At 42.4% G+C, this 2,848-nt stretch carries 4 protein-coding genes; 3 read left to right on the top strand and 1 reads right to left on the bottom strand.

The genetic code is table 11. From position 1 onward, the window contains the following. The coding region (locus JX312_RS11700) for an ATP-binding protein (protein ID WP_204458106.1) at nucleotides 1-1,447 on the top strand (1,447 nt) is incomplete at its 5' end. A gap of 382 nt (nucleotides 1,448-1,829) precedes the next feature. Here JX312_RS11700 and JX312_RS11695 read toward each other — a convergent pair. Then, entirely contained in the window at nucleotides 1,830-2,132 is a 303-nt protein-coding gene (locus JX312_RS11695) for a transposase domain-containing protein (RefSeq protein WP_123407775.1), read from the bottom strand. A gap of 18 nt (nucleotides 2,133-2,150) precedes the next feature. Here JX312_RS11695 and JX312_RS11690 point away from each other — a divergent pair, with 18 nt between their 5' ends. After that, nucleotides 2,151-2,366: a hypothetical protein gene (locus JX312_RS11690; protein ID WP_124030525.1), complete on the top strand. Its 216-nt coding sequence runs from the start codon at nucleotides 2,151-2,153 to the stop codon at nucleotides 2,364-2,366. Continuing rightward, on the top strand, nucleotides 2,363-2,578 hold the full coding sequence (locus JX312_RS14365) for a winged helix-turn-helix transcriptional regulator (RefSeq protein WP_124030552.1): 216 nt from the start codon (nucleotides 2,363-2,365) through the stop codon (nucleotides 2,576-2,578). Before JX312_RS11690 ends, JX312_RS14365 begins: the two co-directional genes overlap by 4 nt. Nucleotides 2,579-2,848 lie beyond the last annotated feature (270 nt).

The following is a 2,848-nucleotide window of genomic DNA, read 5'->3' as shown; positions in this document are numbered from 1 at the left end:
TCAGATAGCGGGAAAGACAGTTAATGTGTCTGCCAACACAGAGATAATACCCTCGGATAATGGTGGAGAGTTTCTGCGTCTTTATATTCATCGCAACGCACACTCTTTAGCATCTACAAGCGATGGCCGTTTTTATATTCGGATTGGAGATACATCAAAGCCAGTGCTGGGAGATGAGTTTTTCAGGCTCGCAGGAGAAAAGGATTCCACAAAATGGGAAAATACAGCATCACAATGGACATGGCAGAAATGCGATAAAGATAAACTGCAAGACCTGTTGGCAAGAATTAATGATTCAGACCGAGTTTCTGAATTTGTAAAAGCCAAAGAGACAAAGGAGATTTTAGATTATTTCGGGCTCACCAAAGAGGATGGTGATGAGATGACAAACTTAGGTGTACTATTTATCGGAACCCAGCCTCAGCGTGGCAACCTTATCAACTCCCCGATAATGCAATGCATCAAATATGATGCCGATGGAGAGAAGGTGCAAAAATATCTTTGGGATGACTACACGATGAATCCGATTGAAATGATTGAAAGCCTTTGGAGCAGAGTCCCTGACTGGAAAGAAACAAATGAGATTGCCGATGGACTTTATCGCCGTAACATACTTGCCTACGATGAGAGAGTTATACGTGAACTGTGCGCTAATTCGCTTGTTCATAGATCTTACGCAGTGTCTGGAGACATATTCATCAATATATACCCCGACCGAGTTGAGTTCGTCAATCCGGGACAGTTGCCATTGGGAGTGACTGAAAACAATATCCTCCATAAGTCGGTAAAGCGAAATGAGCGTATGGCAAATCTATTCTTTGCTTTGCATCTTATGGAGCGCGAAGGTTCCGGGTATGACAAGATGTATGAAGTACAATTGACCAACGGTAAACGAGTGCCAAGAGTCTTAGAAGGAGAAGATTCGGTAACTGCTATTGTTGAACGACGTATTGTCAGCTATGAAGCAATCAAGGTTATGCAAACCGCTTCGCAGAAATTTACTCTAAAACAGAAACATATTATCTGTCTTGGCATAATTGCTCAGGCAGGAAGTATCTCCGGCTCAGAATTGATACATCAGCTTGAGTTAAAAGACAATGTAGCTCTACGCCCGTGGCTCCGTCCATTGCTTGACATGGGGTTGGTTGAAACCAATGACGGCAAAACAAAAAACGTAGAATACCGGGTCGTTTCTCAGCTACTTCGCGACAGTGACTTTAAAGGAAGGACGACCTTGAAGCGAATAGAACCTCATCGTTTGCGCGAACTGATTCTTGAAGACTTGAAACTTTTCGGGCCAACCTCTATAAAAGACCTCAATATAAGAATTGGGAAAGAAATTGGCATCCGTTCGATTCAACGGATTCTGAAAAATCTTATAGAAGATGAACTGGTCGTAAAGACAGGAGCGACAACTTCTTTACGTTATAATCTCGCGACAAAATAAGTCTAATAAACCACGCTATTATCGTAAATTTAATAATATTTGTTGCAATCTTGTCTTAAAACAAAATCAATAGGCTGTGTTTTAGCAATATAACTTGCGACAAACACAATCTAATAAAAGGTCTGACTTGCGACAAACGTATCAATCCATTTCCAAAGAATAAGATACCCCGGCATTGCGATGAGGTACAATGCTGAAAAATCGTAACCACCTGGATTTGTACTTGTAAATGTAAAGGTGTAAGAAATATTAACTTCGGTGATTTGTAAGTATACGGTAAAGCACGTATTGCACGATTTGGCAAAATGGCACGAAGAAGCCCGAACGTTGCGGATGTTCGGGCTTATTCGTGCCATTTTGAGGATGTTTGTTGGCGTTTTGGTCAGTCTGGGTCGGGAAGATTCCATGGTTTAATATCGCGCCGTTTGGCACATTCACCCGGAAGAAGATCTTCCATGGGTTGACCGTTCTTTCTGCGGGTCGGTATCTCGACAAGAACGTGTTCAAGCCACTGCCGTGGATCCACATCAGCAGCCCGGCATGAGGCAATCAGTGAGTAGACTATAGCGGCTCGGTAAGCCGAGGCATCGTTGCCACAGAAGAGCCAGTTCTTGCGTCCAAGCGCCAAGGGACGGAGAGCGTTCTCGATCAGGTTATTTTCAAGACATGGCAGAGCGTATATCACTGTGCGCCCAAACTGGAAGTGACAACCTCAGGCGGCGTTGACCGCACAACTCTTACCCTCGGTTTTGAGGGACACCAGCCCGATATAGAGGCGATGAAACTTCTCTATGACAATCCTGATGAGCTTATTGAGGTAAGTGATACACCGAAAAGTAAGGGAGAAAATAAGGATGCCCTCAAAATGTCCCTCAAAATGGAGAGTGTGTCCTTCAGAATGTCCCTCAAAACAACATAAACGTCCTTCAAAACGAAGAGGATGTCCCTCAAAACGAAAGTTTCGATATTAAAAAGGAGATAGTTAAATTGATTAATGAAGATTTACAAATCACTCGCGAGCATATTGCAAAGGAGTTAAACATTTCTTCAAAGACCGTAGGACGCTATCTTTCAAAACTCGGGATTTCGTGGGAAGGACATCCTAAAACCGGGCATTGGAAACTCCCCTAAAAGGAATAACTGTTATCGTTTGATAGGTATTTTTAACTCTGAAAGTGTTGTATAATCGATGAAAAATCAGTAATTTTGCTCTCAGTCATGTCCCACATGGCGTAAGAACATTGAAATCTGTAGGAGTAGAGATAGGGAACGCGCCCTGAACGCTCTCGGATTAAATGTCTGATTAACACGATACTTAATTTATAGTCCCATTGTCCAAGTGGGACCACTCCTTAAAAATAAAGCAGTTACGAAATAAATCGTAACTGATTTTTCTTTTAC

This window comes from Barnesiella sp. CU968 (assembly GCF_905219685.1).
Lineage (GTDB): Bacteria > Bacteroidota > Bacteroidia > Bacteroidales > Muribaculaceae > Lepagella > Lepagella muris_A.
The sequence above is the reverse complement of the archived record's forward strand: the minus strand, read 5'-3'. Positions and strand labels throughout refer to the sequence as shown.